This window comes from Mesorhizobium sp. M1E.F.Ca.ET.045.02.1.1 (assembly GCF_003952485.1).
Taxonomy (GTDB): Bacteria; Pseudomonadota; Alphaproteobacteria; order Rhizobiales; family Rhizobiaceae; genus Mesorhizobium.
Genome location: NZ_CP034447.1, coordinates 101,557 through 125,102 on the forward strand (window position 1 = coordinate 101,557; position 23,546 = coordinate 125,102).

Genomic DNA, 23,546 nt, shown 5'->3' on the forward strand with positions numbered 1-23,546 from the left:
CGATGACGGTTGGAATGAACTCGGAGTTCGACGTGAACCAGACCATGCAATCGGTCGATGGAACGCCTCCGCGATGGAACCGCAAAGAGGCTGAGGCCATCTACGGCATGCCATTCAACGATCTGCTGTTCCTAGCTCAGACGATCCACCGCCAGAACTTCGATCGAAACCGAGTGCAGCTGTCGCGGCTCCTTAGCATCAAGACCGGCGGCTGCCCCGAAGATTGCGGCTATTGCAGCCAGTCTGCGCATTACGAAACCGGGGTGAAGGCGTCGAAGCTGATGAACGTCAAGCATGTCATCGACGAAGCGGCCAAGGCGCGTGATGGCGGCGCAACGCGCTATTGCATGGGCGCGGCGTGGCGAAGTCCCAAGGAGCGCGACATGGACGTCGTGGTCGCCATGATCGAGGGCGTCAAGGCGCTCGGCATGGAGACCTGCATGACACTCGGCATGCTCGATCTTGAGCAAGCTGCTCGCCTGAAGCAGGCCGGTCTCGACTACTATAACCACAACATCGATACCTCTGAGGGCTACTATGGCGAGGTTATTTCAACCAGGACTTTTGCCGACCGGCTGGAAACGCTTGGGCACGTGCGCGCGGTTGGGATGAAAGTCTGCTGCGGCGGCATCGTCGGGATGGGAGAAGAAAAGACCGATCGCATCGACATGCTGGTCACGCTGGCGAACCTGCCCGAGCCGCCGGAAAGCGTGCCGATCAACATGCTTATTCCCATCGAAGGCACGCCGCTTGCCGCGGCCGACGCCATCGATCCGATCGATTTCGTCCGCATCGTTGCGCTCGCGCGGGTGATGATGCCGAAATCCTGTGTAAGGCTGTCCGCCGGCAGGACGGCGATGAGCGACGAAACGCAGGCGTTGTGCTTCTTTGCCGGCGCTAACTCGATCTTTGTCGGCGACACGCTGCTGACGGCGGACAATCCCGGCGAGGACAAGGATAGCCTTCTGTTCCAGCGTCTCGGCATCGAGCCGATGGAACTCGCCACGCAATGAACGAGGCAATTCTTGCCCGCTATGACGCATCCTTGCGCGGACTGGCGCGCAAGGACCGGTTGCGGACGCTCGCACCGCGCGCCGGTCTCGACTTCTCGTCGAACGATTATCTCGGACTTGCCGCCTCCAAAAGACTTGGCGAAGCGGTTGCGGCGGCGATTGCGCGGGGCACGCCGGTTGGCGCCACCGGGTCGCGGCTGTTGCGCGGCAACGCACCGGAACATGAGCAACTGGAGGCGGACGCCGCGGCATTCTTCGGCGCCGACCGTGCGCTGTTCTTTGGCAGCGGCTACATCGCCAACTTCGCCCTGTTGACCGCGCTGCCGCAGAAAGGCGACCTGCTGGTCCTCGACGAACTCGCCCATGCCAGCATGCATGAGGGCGCGCAGGCCGGGCGCGCCGAGTTCAAGCTGGCCGCGCACAACGACGTCGACGCTGTCGAGGACGCAATCACCCGCTGGCGCGCCGAAGGCGGCATGGGGCGCGTGTGGATCGCCGTCGAAAGCCTTTACAGCATGGATGGCGACCGCGCGCCGATGGAGAGCCTGGTCGCGATGGCCGATCGGCACCAGGCATTCATCGTCGTCGATGAAGCGCATGCCACCGGCATCTGGGGACCGGACGGCCGGGGACTGGCCGCCGCGTGCCAAGGCCGCGACAACATCGTCACGCTCCACTCATGCGGCAAGGCGCTCGGCGCATCCGGTGCACTCGTCACCGGGCCGAGGACACTGTGCGATTATCTCGTCAATCGGTGCCGGCCGTTCATCTACGCCACCGCGCCCTCGCCGCTGATGGCGGTCGCGGCGCGCGAAGCGCTGACTATTCTGTCCGACGAGCCCATGCGCCGCGCTCAGCTGCAGGAACGCGTTGCCTGCGCCGGCCGCCAATTGGCCGAGCGCTGCGGCGTCGTACCCAGCGGCTCGCAGATCCAGCCATTTGTCATCGGCGACGTTGGGCGCACCATGGCGGTGGCGGCGGCCCTGCAGGCACGCGGCTTCGACATACGCGGCATACGTCCGCCGACGGTGCCCGAGGGCACATCGCGCCTGCGCATTTCGCTGACGCTCAACGTCGACGAGACCGACATTTCCGCCATGGTCGAGGCTCTCGTCGAGGTGTTGGCCACAGCATGACCAAACGCATCGTCGTCACCGGAACAGACACCGGAATTGGCAAGACAGTATTTTCGGCCGGGCTCGCCGGCCTGCTCGACGGCTTCTACTGGAAGCCGGTGCAATCGGGCCTCGACGAGGAGACTGACAGCGAGGTCGTTGCCCGGCTTTCCGGCTTGCCCGACGGACGCGTGCTGCCCGAAGTCTATCGACTGGCGATGCCGCTGTCGCCGCATCGATCAGCCGAAATCGACGGCGTCGCGATCGAGGCCGACGATCTTTCATTTCCGGTCCTGCCGACACCGCTCGTCATCGAAGGCGCCGGCGGGCTGATGGTGCCGCTCAATCGACAGACAAGGTTCATTGACATATTCGAACAATGGCGGCTGCCGGTCATACTGTGCGCCCGCACCGCGCTCGGCACCATCAATCATACGCTGTTGTCGATCGAGGCCCTGAGAGCCCGCTCCATCCCGCTCATCGGCATTGCCTTCATGGGCGAAGAGGTGGCCGATACGCAAAGGACAATCGTGGAATTCGGCGGCGTGCCGCAGCTCGGCAGGCTGCCGCACCTCGGTCCGCTGACGGGTGAAACGTTGAGAGATGCAATGATTTCCGGCTTCGACCTGGCCATGATTGCCGGAGGCGACTGATGGCGCAGTCTCGAGTCTGGCATCCGTTCACGCAGCACGCGCTAGAGCCCTCGATCCCTGAAATCGTGCTGACTGAAGGCGCCTATCTCCACAAGGCCGACGGCTCCCGCATCCTGGATGCGATTTCTTCCTGGTGGGTCGTCACTCATGGCCACCGCCACCCCCGCATCATGAAGGCCATCGAGACGACCGCGTCGAGCCTCGACCAGATCATCTTCGCGGGCTTCACCCACGAGCCGGCCGAGCGCCTGGCCGAGGCGCTTGTCGGCCTCGCACCCGCCGGCCTCGACCGGGTGTTCTATTCCGACAGTGGCTCGACCTCAATCGAAGTCGCGCTGAAGATGGCGCTCGGCTATTTCCGCAACATCGGCGCGCCGCGTTCGCGCATCGTCGTCATGGAGCACGGCTATCATGGCGACACGATCGGGGCGATGAGCGTCGGCGCCCGTGGCGTGTTCAACGCCGCCTACGAGCCCTTGCTGTTCGAGGTCGACACCATCCCCTTCCCGGCCGCCGGGCGCGAGCAGGAAACGCTGGATCGGTTCGAGGCACTCTCCCGCGACCGGCGCGCCGCCGCGCTGATCGTCGAGCCGCTCGTGCTCGGCGCCGGCGGCATGCTCATGTATCCGGCCTGGGTTCTGACCGAATTGAAGAGGATCACTGAGGCCGCCGGCACGCTGTTGATCGCCGATGAAGTGATGACCGGCTGGGGGCGCACCGGAACCATGTTCGCCTGCGAACAGGCGTCCGTCTCGCCGGACATCCTGTGCACCTCGAAAGGTCTGACCGGTGGTACCATCCCGCTGGCCGCCACGATCGCCACCGATGCCATCTTCCAGGCTCACTATTCCGAGGATCGCAAGAAGACGTTTTTCCATTCGAGCTCCTACACCGCCAATCCGATTGCATGCGCGGCGGCACTTGCCAATGTCGAGATCTGGCACGACGAGCCGGTGGCCGAGCGGATCGCGGCCTCGAGCGCGATGCAGGCCGCTGGCCTCCAGCGCTTTCGCGACAACCCCCGCTTCACCGATTGCCGGGCAACCGGCACCATCGCGGCACTCGACCTACGCACCGGCTCAGCCGGTTATCTGGCCGAGATCGGGCCAAAACTGCGCGCTTTTTTTCTTGAGCGCGGCCTGCTCGTGCGCCCGCTCGGCAATGTCCTGTACCTTCTGCCGCCCTATTGCATTACCGGCAACGAGTTGGATGGGCTCTATGACGCCATCGAGGAGGCCGGCGAACGCTTCGGCTCAAAGCCATGAGCCGATCATCGCGCATTCTCGGGTTTGGCCATCATGCGCCCGCGCGCAAGGTGGAGAATCCGGAAATCGAAGATCGTCTCGGGCTTGAACCCGGCTGGATCGAGCAGCGCACCGGGATACGGTCGCGCTTCTGGGCAGCGGACGAAGACACGCTGTCGGCCCTTGCCGCGCACGCCGGCGACATGGCGCTGACCAATGCCGGTATCGACCGCGGCGACATCGGCCTACTGTTGCTCGCTACCTCCACACCCGATCATCTTCTGCCGCCAAGCGCGCCCCTGGTCGCACATCGGCTGGGACTAGGTCGCGCCGGCGCGATCGACCTGACCGGCGCCTGCGCCGGCTTCATCTATGCGCTGATGTTCGCCGACGGGTTCACCCGCCTGCACGGCAAAGCGAGCCTTGTCATCGCCGCCAACATCCTCAGCCGCCGCATCAATTCGGCCGAGCGCGCCAGCGCCGTGCTGTTTGCCGATGCCGCCGGCGCCGTGGTGATCGGCCCGTGCGAAGACACTGACCGGGGCATTCTTGGTGCTTCGGTGGATTCCGACGGTTCGGGCTACGGGCTGATCCAGATTCCCGCCGGCGGAAGCAACACGCCGTTCCATGGCGACCTCGACCTCGCGCAGACACGGATGACGATCACTGACGGCCGTGAAGTATTCAGCAAGGCCGTGGAGATGATGACCGCCTGCTCGAGAGATGCGCTCACTGCTGCCCGACTGAGGCCGCAAGACCTCGATCGTTTCGTGCCGCATCAGGCCAATGCTCGCATTTTCGACGCGGTCGGCAGGAACCTCGGCATCACAGATCACTCGATGGTCAAGACGATCGCCGAATATGGCAACTCTTCCGCCGCGACGATCCCGCTCTCATTGTCGCTCGCCCATCGGGCGCAGCCGTTTCGGCCTGGCGAGAAAGTCCTCTTGGCGGCAGCGGGTGCGGGTCTCAGCGGCGGCGCGCTTGTCGTGGGAATTTAGCAAAGCAACGCTTGCGCATAGGACTGCTCATTGAATGAGACTATGAGAATGGCTCAATACGTAAATAGTCGCCGGCAAGCTCCATAGAGCTGGTTCCGTGCGGTGCTCCGCGATGTCTAAGTACCGAACCGCTTGCTCAAATCGCAGCGCTCATCGAAGGCCAGCAAAACCTCATGCAGAGCGAAAATCCTCAACCGCCCGTTTCAAAGACGCTGGCTCCATTTCGAAACAAGGTGTTTCGCTCAATTTGGACGGCCACCCAGATTTCCAGCCTGGGTTGGCTAGTGCAAACGGTCGCCATCAGTTGGCTTATGGCAACGATTTCTGCGTCCGACCTTATGGTTGCACTCGTCCAGGCCGCATCTACATTGCCGGTGTTCTTCCTCTCAGTTTTCGCCGGAGCCATTGCCGACAACTTCAGCCGCCGGTGGGTGATGTTTGCGGGACACTGCCTGATAGCATCGGCGTCGATGACGCTGATGATTTCTGTGGGTCTGGGATTTGTCAGTCCTTGGCTGATTCTCGGGTTAGGTTTCCTGGCCGGCTGCGGCTTTGCCTTGAATGATCCGGCCTGGCACGCTTCGGTCGGCGATATCCTTCACAAACGCGACATTCCGGCCGCAGTGACGCTTATGTCCGTCGGATACAACATTGTGCGCAGCGTTGGTCCGGCCTTAGGGGGCGTGATCCTGGCCGTCTTTGGGCCGCTGGCCGCTTTCGCCTTGGCTGCGGTGAGTGATCTGGCGCCTATAAGCGCGATATGGCGCACCAAATGGGAGGTCCGCTCTTCGCCTCTCCCTCGTGAGAGAATGACGACGGCAATTCATGACGGAGTGCGCTTTACGGCGATGTCTTTGGAGATCAGGGCAGCGACCGCCCGAGCAGCTCTTTTCGGATTGGCAAGCATCTCCATTCTGGCGTTGCTCCCTCTCGTCGTCCGGGATCAGTTGAAGAGTGGGCCAATTGTCTACGGTATCTTATTGGCCGGCTTCGGCATGGGTGCTTTCATCGCGGGCATGGGCAACGGCTTCTTGAGGAAGGTCACGTCTCAAAACAGGCTGGTGGCCTTCGCCTCTGTGGCTTGTGCAGTCTGTTGCCTCTCCCTTGCCCTGACATCGTCGGTTCCTGTGGCGGCCATTTCGCTGGCGCTCGGCGGAGCGGGTTGGCTTATCACCTGGACGGGCATTGACGTGTCGGTGCAGTTGGCAAGCCCAAGGTGGGTTGTAGGCCGCACGCTCTCCATTTACTACGCCTTGAGCGCAGGCGGTATGGCTGCTGGCAGCTGGATCTGGGGTTCTGTCGCGCAAAACTATTCCTTGACCTCAGCATTGGAGGGCGCCGCGGGCGCTCTGTTGCTGGTTGCAGCAGCGGGGATCGTGTTGCCGGTCCGTCCCTGGGAAGAAACGGATCAAGAAAGTTCAGTTTTTCATCCGCCGGACGTGGCTCTCGATCTGAAACCCAGAAGTGGCCCTATCGTGGCCAAGGTCGAGTATTTGATATCGGAGGAAAATATCGAGGCCTTTCTGGGCTACATGCGCACGCGGCGACACGTCCAGAGCCGTGCCGGTGCACGAAACTGGACGCTCCAGCGAAATCTGCAAACACCGTCACTTTGGACGGAGACATTCCGCACCCCCACCTGGATGGACTTTCTCCGCCTAAATCATCGACTCACCGCAGCAGATAAGGAAGTCGGCCAGCATCTCCTGTCACTGCATGAAGGAGAGGTGCCTCCGCAGACAGTGCTTTCGATTGAACGAACGACCGAGGCAATTCGTACCCGTACCTCGACAATCTTTTCTCGTCCTCCAAGATGACGCCATCAAGCTGCTATCCAGGGACAGGGTGGATCACCGGTGCTTTGCAGAGCACAGCCTCACACCGAGAGCAGCGTGCTCCGAGTTGTGCGATCGAGCGCACCCAGGCGAGATGATGATGAACGCGGCGTCAAGTGGAAGTCCCCTGCATGCGCTTGCGGAGTCTTCTGCGAGAGCCCATGCCGACGAGCGCCAAACAAGGTCTGATGCCTTCGGAGTCGTGGCCTCAACTCATCGATTCGCGAGAAAAGCATCGAATGCAGCAGCAACGGCGCGAACAACAAAGCGGTGCTCCGGCCGCACGCGGATGAAGCCGTTTTCGACGTCCACGATCCCCTCCTCAGCCAGCGTCACCAAACGCTCAACTGAATCGAGAAAACGAGCTGGTTCGATTTCGTGGGCGGCACAGATGGTCGGCACGTCGGCCTCCAAATCGCACATCAGTCGCTCGATGATTGCTGCGCGCACCCGGTCATCGTCGGTCAGACGGTGGCCCTTTGATGTCGCCAGACGTCCACTTGCGATGTGCCGGGCGTAAGAATCCCGTGTTACTTCGTTCTGAACGTACCCCTCGCCGACTCGGCCAATAGCCGACGCGCCGAAGCCGATCACGGTTTTGCAAGTATCGGCCGAGTATCCCAGCGAATTACGCCGCAGGCGCCCGGTCTTCTGCGCTAGCGCGAGTTCGTCGTCCGGCAGAGCGAAATGATCGAGCCCGATCTCCCGGTAGCCGACGCCAACCAGTGTCTCGGCGACAGCTGCAGCCTGTTCGGCGCGAACATCGCCGTCCGGTAGACCTGCCTGCTCGATTAGGCGCTGATTCTTTATCACGGAAGGAATATGCGCGTAGCCGAACACCGCAAACCGGTTGGGGCGCATGGCGACCGCAGCCATCGCGGTCTGGATGCAGGACTGCACAGTCTGTTTCGGGAGACCGAAGATGAGATCGAAGTTGATATGGCCAACGCCATGCCGGCGGAGATTTTCGACGGCAGCGGCCGTCTGCACCTTACTCTGGATCCGATTGATCGCCTTTTGCACATCGGGATCAAAGCTCTGCACGCCGATGCTCGCGCGGTTGACACCGGTAGCTGCCAAGGCTTCGGCCATTTCCGGTGTGAACGTTCGGGGATCGACTCCACGGCGATCGCAGCAGTTTTGCTGAAAGCGAAGTGGCGTGTAGAAATTCCATCAGCGCTAAGTGCTCGGCTGGCCCGATAAGGTGAGGCGTTCCGCCGCCGAAATGCACATCGCTCACCGGCAGCCCTTGCCGCGCTTGCTCCGACACCAAACTGATCTCCTGACGCAGCACCGCCAAATAATTAAGGATCGGGCCGTTGCGACGGGTGACCGCGGTAGGGAAGCCGCAATACCAGCACATGGATCGGCGAAACGGAATGTGGAAATAGAGCGACACCGATTCGTCGGCCGGGAGGCCCCTCAGCCATTCCTCATAATCGTCAGCACCAACCGCCGCAGAGAAGTCTGGCACAGTCGGATAGATGGTATACCAAGGCGGCCGGGGGTCCCGGTACTTTGTCAGGATTGAGGTGTGCAAGGAGCTGTCGTCCCACGTCGCTGATCCATCATTGTTTCGTTGCGCGCTCGTCCTGTCTCTGACCTAAGTCAGTGCGTCCCGCTTTCTCCGCGTTTTCAAGGCGGAGGCGGCGATGTCGCAGTCTCGCTTGGACAGGACGGTATCAACCGAGCGCGCGTGCCATGGTCCGCCTGAGGTGATGGTGCGGTGCCGCATTCAACGTTTGAGTACGTGACGCCGATGCAGTGTGCTTGAGGCGTCTGCGGAAGAACTTTGCAATGCGAAATTCATGTCCGACGCCAAACGTCGCAACGCACCTGTCAAGCCTCGTTCAGACGCCATCCAGGTCCAGCCAGCGGCCTTCCCTGCCGGCCGAAAAACCATACCGGCTTTAGCCACCGAGACGCTCTAAAGCTGACGTCCGCTCATTTGATGAAAGGAAGGCGCCGCTAGGGGGTGCACAAGGCTCCCCAGCTTGACGTCGCTTCGAGCGATGAGCGGCGGTGTGGCTTGTCGTCAAGCGCCGGGCAGCGTGCCCCCTACCGATATCCCGAAAAGATCGACCAAGATCGCCATCCCGACGCCACACGCGGTCTGGATGAGGCCGACCATGAAAATGCGATTGGCGCGTTCGTAGATGGGGCGGCGCAAGGAACTCATGTCGAGCAGCATGGACAGCGCTCTCATCTGCAGTGCGATGCCGAGCAGGATCGGCACTACGGCGAACAGATCGTAGAGTTGCCATGGCAAGGGGTTCGCCGCCCAATGAGTGAGGAAGCCGAGCGAAAAGGCAAGCAGGATACCCACGGCAGTGATTGTGCCGTTGCGGAAAATGGTCTCGATCAGTTCTTCCTTCGGATCGTGCTCGTCCAAGCGGCTTCCTTTCGTTGCTCTTTCCGTCGAGACTAAGTTCTCGAGAATGCTGTTCATCGCCAATTACTCGAGGCGAGCCGTAGGCAACCGTTTCAGGGTGCGATCCCTTCTCGCTATCGGCCGCGCAATGTACCTGCACGGCGAACTTACAGCGGCGAAAAGGTGCTTCGGCCACCATGCGACACATCGGACGTGGACGCCCTCTGTTCCTGGCGCAGCCCTTGCGGACCGCACGCGCGCAGTAATCCTTCTCGGTAGCGCATGAAGCGGCCTCCGTTGCGGTCAGACGGGAAGCCGTCGCTGTTAAACGAGACTGTCACATATCGAACATGGCGAACCGTGTCGCACATTGCTTTTCGCAGTGACCCTCAAAAAAAGTGATTCCAGCGAGACGAAGGCGCGTCGGCCCAATTTTGGTGTCGGCCGCATCTACGCTTCAGGTTGGCATGTCGCTTGCTGCTCTATTCCGAGGCTGCAGCGGTCTGACCGGAGTGTTTCACATATAAACGATAATGAATCTCCTAGCAGAAAACACTATTCTAAGTACATGTGGCTTCTACGCTGGATAACCTCCCATGTCAAGCGCTTTTACGTCCACAAATTGGAGACAACACGCACAAAATTTAGAGTAAAGCTTTCTCTTACGCCTCTATCCTTTTTATTCCTTCATGGAGATCTAGACATGTACATCAAGAATCGTCTTCTCGGCTTAACTGCTCTGATCGCCGCCTCCGTCGTTCGAGCAGCTGGCGCCGAGCGGGAACCGGCCGAGTACATCAAGATCTGCGACGTCCTCGGCTCGGGGTATTTCTATATTCCCAACACCGACACCTGCCTGCGCATCGGCGGCTATGTCCGTTATGATATCGGCCTGGGTGATGTCCGATCCTATGACAGCGCAAGAACCTCGGATGTGAGAACTGGCGAGGACCAAGGCACTTGGCGAAACAACACACGCTTCACGTTCAAAACTTGGAGCGGCCAGCAGACCGAGCTCGGCGCGTTGACGACCTATACCGAAACCCACGTGAATTTTGGCAATAGCGCTAACTCGCGTGACAGTCCTCAGAACTATGATTTCAACAGCGGCCTCGCACTGGCTTCTGCCTGGGTCGAGCTGGGGGGCCTGCGAGTTGGCAAGGACGGGTCGGCCTTCGATACGTTTGTAAGCTACGCTGGCAACGTTCTCGATAGTATGCTCGTTCGGTCGGCCGGCTTCGACACCAACGTGGCTCAGTACTACTTCGACGCCGGCAACGGCATTTCGACCGTGATTTCGCTCGAACAAGGATCGGGCTCAGCCGGTACTATCGACAGCTATATTCCGCACGTTGTCGCCGGCTTGAAATACACGCAAGGCTGGGGCTCGATCACCGGCGTCGCGGCTTATGACAGCAACTACGAAGCTTTGGCCGGCAAGATCCGTGTCGACGTCGCTGTCACAAACCAGCTGTCGCTGTTTGGACTGTTCGGCTACGGTTCCAATGGCAGTCTCAACGAGGACTCAAACGGCGCAATCGCCAATCATGTGCGCGGCTCGTACAAAATCTGGAACGGCCAGTGGGCTTTCTGGGCGGGCGCCACCTACGAGTTTGACGAGAAAACTTCGTTCAACTTTCAGGTCTCGAGTGATCAGCTCAAGAATTCTGGTTTGGCTGCAAACGTCGTCTATATGGTCGTTCCTGGCTTCACGGTCACAGCCGAGGTCGATTACGACCACTACGGCAACTTTGGCGTCGGCCCTGCCGACCCTACCACCGTCAAGGGCACGAGCAAGCCGAACAGCGTCGGCGGCATTCTCCGCTTCCAACGCTCATTTTGAAATCTCTCCAGCCGCGAGCATCTCTGGCAAAGGCACTTGCCTCGACAACGCACGCATAGAGAGCTTCTTTCGCCATCCTTGAAGTCTGCATCGACCGTCCACGGCCCATCGTACCAACTTGAGACTGAAAGGGGTGAGCCCTGTGTAATACAGCCTAGCCCTTGACCTGCCCAATGAACCGGCCAGGGGTGGTCAGTTCAAATTCGGGGCCGTTTAGAGGGCAGTGTGAGGCCGTGTCAGGTAAGTGCCACTGCTATGTCGGGACCGCGACACGCCTGTCGCTGTGGATGGCTGGAATTGCCCTTCGCGGCGCCATTCATTCTCTCAACATTTACGTGATAATGCACGCTTAGTCCGATCCGCGTGGCAGCACCCATCCTAGGTCGCTATCGGGTGGCCTTAAACCTGAACAGCTCCATCGTCGCGGCTGCTGCCGAAGCAGGAGCAATCACAGGGACCCGCACTGGTGCTTGTCAGCCGTCTGACCCGCTACTTCGTCTTAGGAAGAGCATTGTCTTTGCCAAAAGCCGGCCAGTATTTCGAGATTGCCAGTGTGGCGCCGGCTGAAGAGAAATGACCATAGTCGAAATACATAAACTCTCCTCTGTCGGAATAGGGGCAGCGTCCTGCGCTGCACAGGAATTTCAGCGGATCGATGAATGTGGCGCCTTTGGTAAATGAGCGCACACGTTCGTTGATGCCGGGGTCCATCGCCATCGGCCAGGACGTATCGTCCAGATTTTGGCGCTTGGCGAAGAACGCAATTTTCCGGACGTCAGTTGGGAACTGCGGAGACTGGCCGATGACAAACACGCGCACGCCCAGGGCACGAAGCGTATCGATTGTTTGCTGAAGACCGTCGAAGCCTCTGACCTCATAGTCACTCCATTTACCGCTGAGGATAACCGTCTTGATGTCCGCTTCCAAGATGATGTCCAAGGCCTTGCGATTGAACCGGACACAATCAAGACGAGCGTAAGAGTAGTAAGAGAGTATCGGTGGGCAGCCGGCGTACGTATATTCCACGATGTTCGCCTGCAACCGATTTATGTTAGCACCCAGGCCGGAAACATAGTGCGCGGCGAAGGAGTCGCCCCACAAAAAAACCGTTGTTGGAAAACCGCGAGTGCGCGTGCAATCCTCCATATTCCAGCTTTCGATCCGGCTGGTGCCCTCGTTGAAACAGATGCCATTCCTCCAGTCCCCGACGGAAATGCGCCGCTGGACATAGTCCGGAAACCGTTGCGGAAAGCCGTTGCCGAGCGCCCCCGCCGCTCCGCCGGCACAAAGAACAACGATCGCGAGCGCTGAAAAGGCGAAGATAGGCCCCGGGGCGGTGAAGGCCCTCTTCTGTCGAAACGGCTGCTCTACAAACTTCCAGGAGAATGCAGCCAATGCGAGGCTTGCTACCAACATCGCACCGGTCATCAAAGGATCGAGTTTTTGGAACGAAAGATAATGCGCGAACGCATTGAGCGGCCAGTGAACAAGATACAAAGAATACGAGATGAGCCCAATCCAGACCAGCGGCCGGATTTCGAGCATGCGGCTGGCGACCGTCGAGGGGGAATTTTGGCCAACATAGATCAGAAGGGCCGTTCCGATGCATGGATACAAGGCGTTGTAGCCTGGGAACGGGTCGCTCTCCGAAAGCGCGAAGAACCCGATGGCGAGAAGGCCAAATCCGGCCAACCCCACCGACTCCATCAGGAATCTGTTGCCCAACGGCGGGGGGCGTTTGAGCATGAGCAGGGCGCCCAACATGAGTTCCCAGATTCGGGTCGGCAGCAGATAGAATCCGGCGGTGGGCGCCAGCGATGTCGCCATCACCGCCATTACGAAGCTGCAGAGAATTATCGGAAGAAGTGTCGTCAGCCAGCGCTTCCCGATGTAGCGATAGATTAGGAACATCAGGATTGGGGCGAAGATGTAGTACTGCTCCTCTACGGAAAGCGACCAGGTGTGCAACAGTGGTCGAAGCGCGGCATCGATCGAGAAGTAACTTGACGTTTTCCAGAAAAAAACGTTCGACCAGAAGGTCGAGGCAGCTATGATGCTAAGACCGAATTCGCGCAGATCCGATGGCAGAAGAATGAACAATGCGGCAATGCAGGTGAGAAGCATCACAAAGACGAGAGCCGGCAGAATGCGCCGGGCACGGCGCCAGTAGAAGTTGACGATCGAAAATTGGCCGCGTTCAAGGTCATCCAAGAGGCTTCCGCTGATCAGGTAGCCGGAGATGACGAAGAAGATATCGACCCCGCTAAAGCCACCCGGGATCGCCGAAATTCCGAAATGAAAGAGTACGACCGGAAGTACAGCAACAGCCCTAAGGCCCGCGATATCGCGCCTATATTGCATCCAGCGGTTCCTTTGATTTTAGATCAGGACGAGATTGGAAGCTTTCAATCTCCGGTAGGAGTGCTGCCAAGATAAGGGCCGGTATCAGCCACCTTTATCCGTCCCGAATGTTCTGTAAGTGGCAACTGGTACAGAAGCACGATCGCCATCGCCGGACTTGACGGCCTGATTGTCGAGCAGATCGCGCGGATCGTTGACCATCACGGCCAGGTTAAATCCTGTCGAACAACCAAGCGGCTGTTTGAAGGATTCTTCATTGGGTAAGGCACCATATGAGGGACAGACCGGCGGACGGGCGTGATAGACAATCGCCTCAATTCGCACTGAGCCGGCGTCGTGTTGATCGAGCAATTGAATGTTGTCTGCTTCGATTGCCAACTGCCTGGCCTGATGGGCTACCCCTGCGCTGAGCTGGGGCGAACCGCTGATGAGGAGGTGGAGGGCATCGAATCGGCCGCGACTGGCCTTGTTTAGGAAATCACGCAAACGCTGCCGTTCGGAAGCGCGCAGGCTTTGCAACGTCAGGAGGGTGGTCTCCTCTCGGACAAGCATTGATGCCGATGGTTCGACATCAACTGGCGTAGTGCTTGTGCAGCCACTTACGCTTGGTGCCAGAGCGACAAAGAGGACTATAAAACGCAACATCATTGGACGACACTATTCGATGATGAAGCCGAGACCGCCCTGGGCGCTTGGCGCGCCCGCACGGATAGCAGCGCGGTCTCGCGGGGGACTTGCCACGGAATTCGTCGGAGCGCCCCCTCCGTTCAAAGCCGGTGCCGCCCGCTCCGTAGGTGCGCTCATCTGGTTTGGGTTGGAGCCTGGTCTTACAATGTAAGGCGTAACTAGAATGACCAGTTCTGACTCCTCTTTTTGAAACGAGGACGAGCGAAAAAGCGGTCCCAGGATCGGCATTTCTCCGAGCCAGGGAAAGGCCCTGACATCATTGTTGACGTTCCGCCTGATTAGACCGCCGATTGCGAAGCTCTGCCCACTGGCGAGTTCGACGACCGTATCGGCTCGGCGCGTGGAAACTGCCGGCACGGAAATTCCGTTGATTTGCACGGCACCTTGCGTCGACAGTTCACTGACTTCGGGCGTTACGTGAATGTTGATTTGATTGTTGCTGAGAACTGTCGGCACAAATTCCAGACTGACGCCGAAGTGACGGAATTCAACCGATACCTGCCTGTTTTCCTGCAGGACAGGAATGGGAAATTCGCCGCCAGCTAGAAAGCTGGCTTTTTCACCCGACATAGCGGTGAGGTTCGGCTCAGCCAGGACGGAAGCTATATGCTCCTTGGCGAGCGCGTCGAGAACCGCGCTGACGTTGACGACACCGTTGTCGAATCCGATTTCTGCTGTACCGCCACCCTGGGTTGAACCAGATCCAGCGCTTGCACCGCTTCCGCTTAGAACGCCCACTTTGAAATTGCCGATTTGACCGAAGGCGGACAGGTTGACGCCAAGTGACTTCATGGCGCTGCGTGAGACTTCGGCTACGCGCACGCTGAGGTTAACTTGCAGGGATCCAGCGACCTTGATGTTGTTGACGACTTGCGCTCCGTCGCCCAGATATTGCTCAGTGACTCTTTTTGCGGTGTCGGCGACCTCTGCGTCGGGCGCCGTCCCGCTAAGGATTGCGCCGCGCGGCGTATAGTTGACGCGGATGGGATAGTCGCCGACCTGCTCCCGCAACATGGCGCGTAAATCCCCGATCGGTTGCGTGACAACGATACGCAATTCGGCGAGAGGCTCGCCGTTGCCGTCCAAGGCGAATAGGCTGGTCCGCCCCGATTTCTTGCCAAAGACGAAGATTGTTTTGCTCGATGGTGCCTGAAAATCCGCGATCGTCGGGTCAGCAACAAAGATGGTCGTGGCTGGCGCGGGCAGATGAACGGTCTCCCCGAGCGAAGAGGAAAGGGTCAGCGTGGCATTGATGCTATTCGAAGCCGCACGCGGCGCGCCTTTGTCCTGCTTGTTTTGCGCCGCGACACCAAGTGGGAAAGTCACAATAAGCGCGCAGAGGAGATGGCCCAGGTAACGGGGCACTGCAGGTCTCGGAACCTTGATGGCGATCGCCCGCCAATTGAGCGCAGGGCAAGGATGTTGAAGGATCAGCAAAATAGATCTTCTTTCGATTCGACAAACTATGCGGATGACGCGTCAGTCAATTCTAGAATGTAGCCAATGCCACGGATGGTCTTGATCCGTGGCGTTGCACCTGATCTGGTCAGATGTCCACGTAAACGATAGATTCCGACTTCAAGCGCGTTGGCAGACACGTCGTCGTTGAACGAATAGAGGTGATCTTCCAACTGCGCACGGGGCACGATGCGGCCTGCCCGGTTAAGCAGATGCTCTAGAATACAGAGTTCGCGACGTGCGATCATCATTGGGTGCCCAGCAACGAAAACCTGCCGGGCGACCGGATCGAAGTTGAGATTGCCAAATACGAGCCTCAGGTCGGTCATCTGTGACGCCCGGCGCAGAATGGCTCTCATTCTGGCGATAAGCTCATCGGTAGAGACGGGTTTGAGCAGAAAGTCGTCCGCACCACCGTTGAAGATCGCAATTCGCTTATCGAGATCGTTAAGGCTGCTCATAATGACGGCAGGAACTGAATGCCCGTGGGTCCTCAACTGCCTCAGCCAACCCAAGCCATCGCCATCTGGCAGAGCCAATTCCAGCAGGAGAATTTCGTAGCTGGCGCAAGAAAATGCACTCGAGGCCAGTTCCAGAGTACCAACGACATCAACGACGAAGCCGCCATCCCCGAGCGCAAGTCGCATGGCGCGCGCAAGATCCGCATGATGATCCACGAGCAGCGTTCGCATTTCATCTCCTATCGAAGAGAGACGCGTCACCGGCGGCCATCTGATCGGAGCACACGGCGCGCAACTCGTCGCATCTCTCGGAACAGGTCCGAGTTGGAGGGACATGCAAGTCGCTCGGTGGCAATAGGCGCGGGTGAGGACCAACTGACGGGCTCAAATACGCCGGTCGGCGAACCCACGACGCCAGCAACCCGCGTGCGATTTCTCGTTGCATCATCTCTCCTACGTGCAGCCCCTGCGCTCGCAAGGCAGCGTCGCGGCCCAGAGCCCGATTCCCACAGAGGGTAGGGTTAGCTTTCGAGAAACTGATTGAACAAATCGATTATTTGGATCGAATGCATCCACGGTATGGATGCAGCGCCGCATCTTCAACGACTGCGGCTTCCTGATGGATTGTTGTGTCTGTCGTGCTATGCTATTTTCGCTGTCCTTCAAGGCTGGCGAGTCTGGTGGAACCTGCGCGTCATTGGCTGTGGTAGCTTGATGCTCAAAAATGGAGCGCCCCGCGGAAAGCCGCTCTCAGATTTCCAAAAAGCCTTGCTGGTCCAAAAGAGCACTTCGCGTCTCGACACCAAAATGGGCGAGGAAAACTGACGTCTGACAGGGATGTGTATGCAACAGCCGATTTGCGGCACCAGGAAACGACCGCGTTCAGGCTGGAGATCGACGACCAACGGCTCCTCGATTTCCGCATTCAGGCCACGACGATCGACCGCTTTCCAAGCTCTTCCTGTGCGGGCGGATGCCGGCAAACAGCAGCACAGGGTCAGGGAAACCGCGAGCGGGCCTGCTTGATCGCCATGATCACATTGCCGCTGTTGCGCGTGCGGACCGGAATGCATTCGGTCCAGCCGGTGGCAATTTCGGTCAGCACCATCGTCTGCACGAAGCTCCCCGACCAAGACGTGCCCGAATGCGCTCAACAAAGCCGGGCGGCGGATCTTTCCAATCGCCGAAGGTGCGGGCTTGCACCGAGCGGCGAACTGCCGAACTCATTCCTGCCCGGCGGCGCTGGCCGCCGCGAGCGACGATGCGGACCTCAGCCGCTCCGAAGCCTCCCACAACACGATGAGCGCCTCGCGGGCATCGCTGCCGTAACAGCGGCTGCGGCTCTTGCCCGCAGACGGCCTCTGCTCACGACGGTTCATAAGACGGATCGCGCGCGCTTGCGATAATAGCCGATTACCGCCCCGAACTCATTCAGAATGCGCCGCTTGTCAACGCCGCGATAACGCTCCACGATCGCCGCTTCAGTTCCGACCGTGTCGCCATGCTGAGCCGCGCCATACTTCCCCCGAACCGGAATGGCACGACCTGTCCAATGCGGCTCGTTGCCTTCCTTAATTCGCTGACCGGAAAGGTACCGGAAGTCGTCTAACGCATCTTACCCGCTGAAACGGCGGCAACACCTCGACCTCAATCGCAGATCTTAGGAAATAGACGATCGCGTGGGGGCCTGTGAGCATCCGTTCACCGGGTTTCCGTCATCGGCTGAGGCGAATTGCCACCATCGACCGTTATCGGATGGGCCGCGATACGTCGCCGTATCATGATTAGGGGGCGCACCTAGCGGAGCCATAGCTCTCCACCCAGCCATGTTCCCCTCGTTGGAAGATGTCCGGCGGACCAGAGGGGTGCTGTCCCGTCAGCTTTTCCTGAAGAGCGGCCAAGGCAATCCCTACCAATCCATCACCACCTTCCCCGAATTGCCGCTCTTCATCGCCTCGAAACCGTCGAGGTAGTCATCGACCCCGATGCGGTGTGTGATCAGGCCCGATACGTCGAGAGGACCCTGCACCAGCGCGATCATCTTGTACCAGGTCTCGAACATCTCGCGGCCGTAGATGCCCTTGAGATGCAGCATCTTGAAGATGACCTTGTTCCAGTCGATCTCGAAGCCGGTCGGCGCAATGCCCAGAATGGCGATCTTGCCGCCATTGTTCATGGTATCGATCATGTCGCGGAAGGCGGGGGCTGCGCCCGACATTTCGAGGCCGACGTCAAACCCCTCGGTCATGCCGAGCGCCGGCATGACGTCGCGCAGCTTTTCCTTCGAGGCGTCGACGACATGCTGGACGCCGAGCTTTTTCGCCAGTGCCAGCCGCACCGGGTTGATGTCGGTGATGACCACTTTTCGCGCGCCGACGCACTGCGCCACCAGCGCACCCATGATGCCGATCGGCCCGGCGCCAGTCACCAGCACGTCCTCGCCGACCAGATCGAAGGACAGTGCGGTGTGAACGGCATTGCCCAAGGGATCGAAGATTGCGGCGATCTCGTCGGGCACATCGTCGGGAATCGGCACGACATTGTGCTGCGGGATCGCCAGATACTCGCCGAAGGCGCCCGGCCGGTTGACGCCGACGCCGAGTGTGTTGCGGCACAGATGCCCTCGCCCGGCGCGACAGTTGCGGCAATGGCCGCAGACGATGTGGCCTTCGCCCGATACACGCTGGCCGACCTTGTATTCGGTGACCGCTGCGCCGAAATCGGCAACGGTGCCGACGAATTCATGGCCCGTCACCATCTTCATGGCCCGTCACCATCGGCACCGGCACCGTCTTCTGCGCCCACTGGTCCCAATTGTAGATGTGCACGTCGGTGCCGCAGATCGCCGTCTTCTTGATCTTGATCAGCACGTCGTTGGGGCCGATTTCCGGCACCGGCACCTCTTCCATCCAGATGCCCGGTTCGGCCTTGGCCTTCACAAGCGCCTTCATCATGTTCGACATCAGGATTTCCCTATTCCGTGATTGCGCTTCTGGCGAGATAGCCTGCACAACGGGAAGGTAGGCCACTAACTCGTTTGAACGTCCGGAATGGTCAGCCCCGCCTGCTCGGCCTCGCGGCGCAAATTCTGACGGGGCCTGGGGCCGATCTGCTGGATCACCAATCCGGCTGCCAGTGAGCCAAGGTCGCCGCAGGTCTGCAAGTCACGGCCTTGCGTGTAGCCATGCAGGAAGCCGGCGGCATAGAGATCGCCGGCGCCCGTCGTGTCGATCAGCTCCTTGATGGCGGTCGCCTTGATCACCACGGTCTCGTCGCCGCGCACGATCACCGAGCCTTTTTCCGATCGGGTCACGGCGGCGATGCGGCAATCCTTGCGAATCTGCGCCAGCGCTTCGTCGAACGACGCCGTCTGGTAAAGCGATTTGATCTCGTGGCTGTTGGCAAAGACGATGTCGACGGTACCCGAACGCATCAGCTCGAGGAACTCGTCGCGGTAGCGGTCGACGCAGAACGAATCCGACAGGGTCATCGACACTTCGCGGCCTGCCGCGTGCGCCAGCATCGCCGTCTGGCGGATTGCTTCCTTGGCGCGCGGCGGATCCCACAGATAGCCTTCGAAATAGGTGACCTTGGCGCCAGAGGCCTTGTCCGCCTCGACATCCTCAGGCCCGAGCTCGACGCAGGCGCCGAGATAGGTGTTCATCGAGCGCTCGCCGTCGGGCGTGACGAAGATCATCGAGCGCGCCGTCGGCGGTTCACCCTTGAGCGGCGTGGTGTCGAAGGCGACGCCTTGCGCATGGATGTCGTGGGCGTAGATTTCGCCCAGCGCATCGTTGGAGACCTTGCCGAAGAAGGCGGCGCGGCCGCCAAAGCTGGCGACGCCGGCCGCCGTGTTGCCGGCGCTGCCGCCGGAGGCCTCGATCGCCGGACCCATGCGGCTGTAGAGCAGCTCGGCGCGCCTTGTGTCGATGAGGTTCATCGCTCCCTTGATGATGCCGTTGGTCTCGAGGAATGCCTCGTCGCACTGGGCGATGATGTCGACAATGGCATTACCGATGCAGAGCACGTCATAATCCGCATCAAAATCTCCGCCAAAAACCCGAGCCGGCTTCTTGCCATGCCGGCCGGGCGTGGTCTCGCGAGTTGAAATGGGTTGCCGCATGCGCTTGATCCAGCCGCCCTCACGCAGCTGCCGGTCCTGCTTCACGCAGCAAATCGTCAGCTTTGTCCGTCTTCTCCCAGGTGAACTCAGGCTCTTCACGCCCGAAGTGTCCGTATGTCGCCGTCTTGCGGTATATCGGGCGTAAGAGATCAAGCATCTTGATGATGCCTTTCGGTCGGAGATTGAAAACCTCGAGAACAAGGCGCTCGATCCTTTTTTCCTCGATCCTTGCGGTTCCGAAAGTATTGACCATGACAGAAACCGGACTGGCCACGCCGATCGCGTAGGCAAGCTGAACCTCGCAGACCTCCGCAAGGCCGCTGGCAACGATGTTCTTCGCGACATACCGGGCGGCATAGGCCGCCGAGCGGTCAACCTTGGATGGGTCCTTGCCCGAAAAGGCACCGCCGCCGTGACGCCCGGTCCCACCGTAGGAATCGACGATGATCTTCCGTCCTGTGAGGCCGCAGTCGCCGGCAGGCCCACCGACCACGAACCGCCCTGTTGGGTTGACCAGAAATCTGATCCCCGAAGTATCCAGGTGGGCCGGCAGGACCGGTTTTATGATCTCCTCAATGACGCCTTCGCGGACCGTGGCTTGTGAGACCGCTTCGTCATGCTGCGTCGACAGGACTATGGTATCCAGCGCCACCGGGCGGAGCCCTTCGTAGCGTACGGACACTTGAGATTTCACGTCCGGACGCAGCCAGCCAAGCTGTCCCGCTTTCCGGACCTCGGCCTGTCTTTTCGTCAAATGGTGAGCGAGTTGGATCGGCAGGGGCATCAATGTATCCGTCTCGTTGCATGCGAATCCAAACATGATGCCCTGATCCCCTGCCCCCTGCCCGAGATCCTGCCCTCGTCCTTCATCAACGCCCTGGCTTATGTCGGGCGACTGCTCGGTGAGGGCCAGAACGACGGCGCAACGTCGACCATCAAAGCCAATCGCATCATCGTCGTAGCCAATATCGAGTATCGTATCGCGGGCGACTTGGCTGTAATCGATGTGGGCATGGCTGGTGATCTCGCCAGCCACAACGACCATCCCCGTCTTCACCAACACTTCACAGGCGACGCGCGCCTTCGGATCGGTGCGCAGGACCGCATCGAGAATGGCATCGGAGATGTTGTCTGCCATCTTATCGGGGTGTCCCGCGCCGACGGATTCGGAAGAGAACACGAACTGCCTGGTCATAAAAATGCCCTCGCTTCAAGTGCTGGAGTTAGTGAGGAGTTTCTGGATTGGGGTGGCTTATCGGTCGGGGATGCCGGGAACATCGAACGCAGTGCAGAAGTCGGCAACGTCTCTTCGTACGCTCGCATGAACTTCCTGGTCATCGGGCTGGCGGCAGACCGAGTCGATGAAAGCGGCGATCTGCACCATCTCCGTTTCGCGCATGCCCATGGACGTCACCGCTGGTGTCCCTAAGCGGATGCCGCTTGTCAGCGCCGGATGCCGCCGGTCGCCCGGGACCATATTGAAATTCGCAATGATGCCTGCACGCGATAATCGCTCCGCATAGGCTTTGCCTGACAGCGGCCGGTCCCGAAGATCAAGGATCAGCATGTGATTGTCAGTGCCCCCGGTGACGAGTTCATAACCTCGCTCCAGAAGCGCCTGGGCCAGAGCCTTGGCGTTGTGGACGATCTGCTGACCGTAGACACGAAAGGACGAGTTCGCTGCTTCCTGCAAAGCGACGGCAAGCGCGGCGATAGTATTCATATGCGGTCCGCCTTGCAGAAGAGGGAACACGGCGCGGTCTATACGTTTGGCCAGATTGTGTTTGCTCTTCGGATGATGGAGGGGCTGATAACGGTCTTCATTCCTTGATAAAATGAAGCCACCCCGGGGACCGCGGATCGACTTGTGAGAGGTGCTGGTGACCACATCGCAATGGGGCACGGGGTTCGGATGCACTCCTGCGACAACCAGGCCGCTGATGTGGGCGATGTCAGCCACCAGATACGAGTTCACCTCCGAAGCAATTTCGGCCATTGCCGCGTAGTCAAAAATACGCGGATAAGCAGTTCCGCCGACCCAAATTAGCTTCGGGCGTTCCCGCTTGGCGGTCTCGCGCAAGTGGTCATAGTCAATTTGCTGTGTCTTTTCGTGCAGCCTGTACGGGACGCGCTGATAATCGCTGCCGGAAAAATTGACGGACCAACCGTGAGTCAGATGGCCGCCTTCGGGTAAAGGCAAGCCCATCACTTTGTCACGGGGGCTCAAAAGCGCGCGATAGACAGCCTGGTTGGCTGGCGAGCCTGAATAAGGCTGGACGTTGGCGTGTTCACTGCCAAATAGCGCTTTCAGGCGCTCGATCGCGAGGGTCTCAAGCTCATCGACGATCTCGTTTCCGGCGTAGTAGCGCGCACCGGGGTATCCCTCGGCATACTTGTTGGTGAAAATCGACCCGGTCGCTTCCAACACCGCCGAGGAGGCAAAGTTCTCGGAGGCGATCAGTTTGAGAGTTGTCCGCTCCTGGCGCTCCTGTCTTAGAAGCAGTTCGCGAACGCGGGAGTCGACGGCGGCTAAGTGAGGCCGCCCGTAAGTGTCGGGCTGCGCGATGGCGCCGCCGGCGGAGTTATCCATGGTAGTCGCGCTCCATTTGGACTGATCTATTTCACGATCAAGCAGGCGGTCCCTTCAACCGCGCGTCTTGTATTGCTTCCAGGCGTTGTAGGTCTCTTTTATGATGACCATCATCGTGGGGCAGGAGATCGACCACCAATTGAGCCAGCCCGCCATCCTTGCCTCCTGCTTGCATATGGTACGAAGACTGCGGACGTTGTTCGTTGCAGCAAAGAAAGTTGGCTCTGACCAGCCGCCGGACGTGGCGTCGAACCTGCTCGCGAGGCAGACTGGTAATATCGGCCAGCTCGCCGACGGTTAGATCCGCATGCGCGCAAAGGCCCAGGATTCGAAGGCGATCAAGATGCGCTGCCGTCCTTACGCGATTTACCAGTGTCAACATTGGTTGGCATCAACCCGGACGGGATGCAGCAAGCCGCTAGCCCTTCTATCCCCATCAATCCGCATGAGATCTCTTCTCGTCATTTGCTGTAAATCCGCTGGTATGGATGCTAATGGAAGATGGATCACAGTCCTTTCTACGACTAAGACGCCAGATATTGGGGCTAATGTACCACCTGACAGGAGACTACGCTCACGAACATTATGTGAATTTTTTTTAACGTTGCTGAGAATCAAGGGTGAGGTTTGGCGAATGTCTCGCCGTCGACTGTCGAATCCTGCCCGACGGGATTATGGGGTGCGTAGCCTGCTTGTCCTTTCCACATGACCAGCGACGATGGGGCGAAGGCGGCAGACATAGCTCTGGAGCATGCTGCGGTGTCTTTGGCCTGAAGCCGAGGAAGGCGGAC

Annotated in this window: 18 protein-coding genes and 2 pseudogenes; 8 read left to right on the forward strand and 12 right to left on the reverse strand. The window is 59.6% G+C overall.

Annotation, left to right across the window (positions count from 1 at the left end; genetic code table 11):
* Positions 1 to 44 precede the first annotated feature (44 nt).
* From bioB to EJ070_RS00490, 6 genes are all read left to right on the forward strand, one after another.
* Complete coding sequence (gene bioB, locus EJ070_RS00465) at positions 45 to 1,013, forward strand: biotin synthase BioB (protein ID WP_245456833.1); 969 nt, start codon at positions 45 to 47, stop codon at positions 1,011 to 1,013.
* On the forward strand, positions 1,010 to 2,149 hold the full coding sequence (locus EJ070_RS00470; protein WP_126089908.1) for an 8-amino-7-oxononanoate synthase: 1,140 nt from the start codon (positions 1,010 to 1,012) through the stop codon (positions 2,147 to 2,149). The genes bioB and EJ070_RS00470 overlap by 4 nt, the downstream gene beginning before the upstream one ends.
* Positions 2,146 to 2,781, forward strand: a complete 636-nt coding sequence (gene bioD, locus EJ070_RS00475) for a dethiobiotin synthase (RefSeq protein WP_126089909.1) — start codon at positions 2,146 to 2,148, stop codon at positions 2,779 to 2,781. The genes EJ070_RS00470 and bioD overlap by 4 nt, the downstream gene beginning before the upstream one ends.
* Positions 2,781 to 4,046: an adenosylmethionine--8-amino-7-oxononanoate transaminase gene (locus EJ070_RS00480; RefSeq protein WP_126089910.1), complete on the forward strand. Its 1,266-nt coding sequence runs from the start codon at positions 2,781 to 2,783 to the stop codon at positions 4,044 to 4,046. The genes bioD and EJ070_RS00480 overlap by 1 nt, the downstream gene beginning before the upstream one ends.
* On the forward strand, positions 4,043 to 5,026 hold the full coding sequence (locus EJ070_RS00485; RefSeq protein ID WP_126089911.1) for a beta-ketoacyl-ACP synthase III: 984 nt from the start codon (positions 4,043 to 4,045) through the stop codon (positions 5,024 to 5,026). The genes EJ070_RS00480 and EJ070_RS00485 overlap by 4 nt, the downstream gene beginning before the upstream one ends.
* 173 nt (positions 5,027 to 5,199) lie before the next feature.
* Entirely contained in the window at positions 5,200 to 6,843 is a 1,644-nt protein-coding gene (locus EJ070_RS00490; protein ID WP_029354881.1) for an MFS transporter, read from the forward strand.
* A gap of 231 nt (positions 6,844 to 7,074) precedes the next feature.
* Here the strand turns inward: EJ070_RS00490 and hemN are convergent.
* Positions 7,075 to 8,401: pseudogene (gene hemN, locus EJ070_RS00495) on the reverse strand (oxygen-independent coproporphyrinogen III oxidase).
* 495 nt (positions 8,402 to 8,896) lie between these two features.
* The gene (locus EJ070_RS00500) at positions 8,897 to 9,253 is read right to left on the reverse strand and encodes a hypothetical protein (protein ID WP_091595902.1); all 357 of its coding nucleotides are present in this window, start codon (positions 9,251 to 9,253) and stop codon (positions 8,897 to 8,899) included.
* 682 nt (positions 9,254 to 9,935) lie between these two features.
* On the opposite strand from EJ070_RS00500, the gene EJ070_RS00505 reads away from it, so the two are divergent.
* Positions 9,936 to 11,075 carry a porin gene (locus EJ070_RS00505; protein WP_126089912.1) on the forward strand — a complete coding sequence of 380 codons (1,140 nt, stop codon included), beginning with the start codon at positions 9,936 to 9,938 and terminating at the stop codon, positions 11,073 to 11,075.
* 489 nt (positions 11,076 to 11,564) lie between these two features.
* On the opposite strand, the gene EJ070_RS00510 is transcribed toward EJ070_RS00505, so the two are convergent.
* The 4 genes from EJ070_RS00510 to EJ070_RS00525 form a co-directional block, all read right to left on the reverse strand.
* Positions 11,565 to 13,436, reverse strand: coding sequence for an acyltransferase family protein (locus EJ070_RS00510; protein WP_126089913.1), 1,872 nt, complete (start codon positions 13,434 to 13,436; stop codon positions 11,565 to 11,567).
* An 84-nt stretch (positions 13,437 to 13,520) separates the two neighbouring features.
* On the reverse strand, positions 13,521 to 14,084 hold the full coding sequence (locus EJ070_RS00515) for a CpaD family pilus assembly lipoprotein (RefSeq protein WP_029354878.1): 564 nt from the start codon (positions 14,082 to 14,084) through the stop codon (positions 13,521 to 13,523).
* A gap of 9 nt (positions 14,085 to 14,093) precedes the next feature.
* Positions 14,094 to 15,515 carry a type II and III secretion system protein family protein gene (locus tag EJ070_RS00520; RefSeq protein WP_051695798.1) on the reverse strand — a complete coding sequence of 474 codons (1,422 nt, stop codon included), beginning with the start codon at positions 15,513 to 15,515 and terminating at the stop codon, positions 14,094 to 14,096.
* A 71-nt stretch (positions 15,516 to 15,586) separates the two neighbouring features.
* Complete coding sequence (locus EJ070_RS00525) at positions 15,587 to 16,273, reverse strand: response regulator transcription factor (RefSeq protein WP_029354874.1); 687 nt, start codon at positions 16,271 to 16,273, stop codon at positions 15,587 to 15,589.
* A gap of 309 nt (positions 16,274 to 16,582) precedes the next feature.
* Between EJ070_RS00525 and EJ070_RS00530 the strand changes: the two genes are divergently transcribed.
* The gene (locus tag EJ070_RS00530; protein ID WP_126089914.1) at positions 16,583 to 16,867 is read left to right on the forward strand and encodes a hypothetical protein; all 285 of its coding nucleotides are present in this window, start codon (positions 16,583 to 16,585) and stop codon (positions 16,865 to 16,867) included.
* A gap of 398 nt (positions 16,868 to 17,265) precedes the next feature.
* Here the strand turns inward: EJ070_RS00530 and EJ070_RS36725 are convergent, their stop codons facing one another.
* The 6 genes and pseudogenes from EJ070_RS36725 to EJ070_RS37545 form a co-directional block, all read right to left on the reverse strand.
* Positions 17,266 to 17,421 carry a hypothetical protein gene (locus tag EJ070_RS36725; RefSeq protein WP_245464778.1) on the reverse strand — a complete coding sequence of 52 codons (156 nt, stop codon included), beginning with the start codon at positions 17,419 to 17,421 and terminating at the stop codon, positions 17,266 to 17,268.
* Between the two features lie 530 nt (positions 17,422 to 17,951).
* Positions 17,952 to 19,005, reverse strand: a pseudogene (gene tdh / locus EJ070_RS00540) (L-threonine 3-dehydrogenase).
* A gap of 65 nt (positions 19,006 to 19,070) precedes the next feature.
* A complete protein-coding gene (locus EJ070_RS00545; protein WP_245316490.1) occupies positions 19,071 to 20,165 on the reverse strand; it encodes an adenosine kinase in 1,095 nt (364 codons plus the stop codon).
* Between the two features lie 19 nt (positions 20,166 to 20,184).
* Complete coding sequence (metK, locus tag EJ070_RS00550; RefSeq protein ID WP_063169265.1) at positions 20,185 to 21,360, reverse strand: methionine adenosyltransferase; 1,176 nt, start codon at positions 21,358 to 21,360, stop codon at positions 20,185 to 20,187.
* 57 nt (positions 21,361 to 21,417) lie between these two features.
* Positions 21,418 to 22,755 carry a serine hydroxymethyltransferase gene (glyA, locus tag EJ070_RS00555; RefSeq protein WP_091595829.1) on the reverse strand — a complete coding sequence of 446 codons (1,338 nt, stop codon included), beginning with the start codon at positions 22,753 to 22,755 and terminating at the stop codon, positions 21,418 to 21,420.
* Between the two features lie 37 nt (positions 22,756 to 22,792).
* Entirely contained in the window at positions 22,793 to 23,137 is a 345-nt protein-coding gene (locus EJ070_RS37545; RefSeq protein ID WP_091595831.1) for a helix-turn-helix domain-containing protein, read from the reverse strand.
* Positions 23,138 to 23,546: the final 409 nt, after the last annotated feature.

Bases quoted from the DNA above. Each gene is read 5' to 3' on its own strand.
- bioB (WP_245456833.1), top strand. From the start codon at position 45: ATGCAATCGGTCGATGGAACGCCTCCGCGATGGAACCGCAAAGAGGCT.
- EJ070_RS00470 (WP_126089908.1), top strand. From the start codon at position 1,010: ATGAACGAGGCAATTCTTGCCCGCTATGACGCATCCTTGCGCGGACTG.
- bioD (WP_126089909.1), top strand. From the start codon at position 2,146: ATGACCAAACGCATCGTCGTCACCGGAACAGACACCGGAATTGGCAAG.
- EJ070_RS00480 (WP_126089910.1), top strand. From the start codon at position 2,781: ATGGCGCAGTCTCGAGTCTGGCATCCGTTCACGCAGCACGCGCTAGAG.
- EJ070_RS00485 (WP_126089911.1), top strand. From the start codon at position 4,043: ATGAGCCGATCATCGCGCATTCTCGGGTTTGGCCATCATGCGCCCGCG.
- EJ070_RS00490 (WP_029354881.1), top strand. From the start codon at position 5,200: ATGCAGAGCGAAAATCCTCAACCGCCCGTTTCAAAGACGCTGGCTCCA.
- EJ070_RS00505 (WP_126089912.1), top strand. From the start codon at position 9,936: ATGTACATCAAGAATCGTCTTCTCGGCTTAACTGCTCTGATCGCCGCC.
- EJ070_RS00510 (WP_126089913.1), bottom strand. From the start codon at position 13,436: ATGCAATATAGGCGCGATATCGCGGGCCTTAGGGCTGTTGCTGTACTT.
- EJ070_RS00515 (WP_029354878.1), bottom strand. From the start codon at position 14,084: ATGATGTTGCGTTTTATAGTCCTCTTTGTCGCTCTGGCACCAAGCGTA.
- EJ070_RS00525 (WP_029354874.1), bottom strand. From the start codon at position 16,273: ATGCGAACGCTGCTCGTGGATCATCATGCGGATCTTGCGCGCGCCATG.
- EJ070_RS36725 (WP_245464778.1), bottom strand. From the start codon at position 17,421: ATGAACCGTCGTGAGCAGAGGCCGTCTGCGGGCAAGAGCCGCAGCCGC.
- EJ070_RS00545 (WP_245316490.1), bottom strand. From the start codon at position 20,165: ATGCGGCAACCCATTTCAACTCGCGAGACCACGCCCGGCCGGCATGGC.
- metK (WP_063169265.1), bottom strand. From the start codon at position 21,360: ATGACCAGGCAGTTCGTGTTCTCTTCCGAATCCGTCGGCGCGGGACAC.
- glyA (WP_091595829.1), bottom strand. From the start codon at position 22,755: ATGGATAACTCCGCCGGCGGCGCCATCGCGCAGCCCGACACTTACGGG.
- EJ070_RS37545 (WP_091595831.1), bottom strand. From the start codon at position 23,137: ATGTTGACACTGGTAAATCGCGTAAGGACGGCAGCGCATCTTGATCGC.